Below are 1,437 nucleotides of genomic sequence, written 5' to 3'. Positions count from 1 at the left end.
AGTAAGAACTAGCCATTCGCTCGTAGCGAGTCTTGGAGGGCTATAGGTAACTTTAGTCTTTAAGCGTAGACAGTTAGGTGACGGGCCGAAAGCCAAATGGTTGAAGGGATTGAGCTCCATAATGTTAGTAAACCGAGAGGGCTGATGCTTTAAGCACTGCAGAAAGCTACATTTTATCATTCGTTAAAGGCAAGAAGGATAAAACCTCTCTGGAGTCAGTGACCTTGGCACGTTATACATTGATATGATACGGCAACTCGGGAGACCCTACCGGTCTTTTCTTATTTTAATAGAAGAGTATGGTCTACAAGTGATAAAAAGCGAGGAAACCAAATGCCGTGTAGGGAGTCGGATAGCAGCGTAGTACCAATGAAGTTGGGTAATGCCGATGGAGGAAAGGCTAGCTACCAGTTATCACCCTTACTAGGGACACATTTACTACACACAGAGGTAGGTATAATAAATGGAAACAAAACTAATAAGGATAGCAGAATTAGCAAAATCTGATCCTAAAATGAAATTTACATCTCTTGTACATTTATTAAATAAGAAAGCATTAGTTAAATGCCATCTTGAACTACCCAATAAGAAGGCAGCTGGGATTAACGGTACAACCAAAGAGCAGTACGGTGAGAGTTTAGAAGAAAACATAGAGGATTTAGTAAGTAGGCTCAAAAGCAAAAGTTATCGTCCTGTTCCAGTAAGGAGAATGTATATTCCAAAACTCAATTCAAACAAGAAAAGACCATTGGGAATACCAGAACATGAAGATAAAATTGTTCAAAAAGGTATTACAAAGATACTAAATACCATTTATGAAAATGATTTTCTAGATTGTTCCTTTGGATTCCGTCCAAATCGCAACTGCCATGATGCGTTGAAAATACTGAACCACTATATTGAAAAGAGGGCAGTAAATTATGTAGTAGATGTAGATATCAAAGGTTTCTTCGACAACGTTGACCACACTTGGATGATGGAGTTCTTAAAACTGCGAATCGCTGACCCTAATCTACTAAGGATAATTGGTAGGTTTCTTAAAGGTGGATACATGGAGGAAGGTAAGAAATATAAAACAGACAATGGCACACCACAAGGTGGAGTAATATCTCCGATATTAGCCAATGTATACCTCCATTATGTCCTCGACCTATGGTTTGAGAAAAGGGTAAGGAAACAGTGCAAGGGACAAGCATACATAGTGAGATATGCAGATGATTTTGTTTGTTGTTTTCAATATAAAAGTGAAGCCCAGCAATTCTTCCATTCATTAAAGTTTAGATTAAAGAAATTTAATCTAGAAATAGCCGAGGATAAAACCAAAATTATTCCTTTCGGGCGGTTTGCGGAGCAAAATGCAAATCAACAGGGAAGAAATAAACCAGCAACTTTTGATTTCCTTGGGTTTACACACTTTTGCGGTAAAAGTAAACAAGG

General features: G+C 38.1%; 1 protein-coding gene. It reads left to right on the top strand.

All coding sequences use genetic code 11. The features are described 5' to 3' along the window. Positions 1-463: 463 nt before the first annotated feature. Positions 464-1,437 (top strand): group II intron reverse transcriptase/maturase (gene ltrA, locus COE25_RS26845; protein WP_098934823.1); only part of this gene is annotated, 974 nt, incomplete at its 3' end.

The sequence above is a fragment of the Bacillus sp. AFS031507 genome (genome assembly GCF_002584635.1).
Taxonomy (GTDB): domain Bacteria; phylum Bacillota; class Bacilli; order Bacillales; family Cytobacillaceae; genus Neobacillus.
This window is presented reverse-complemented; position numbering and strand designations above follow the sequence as displayed.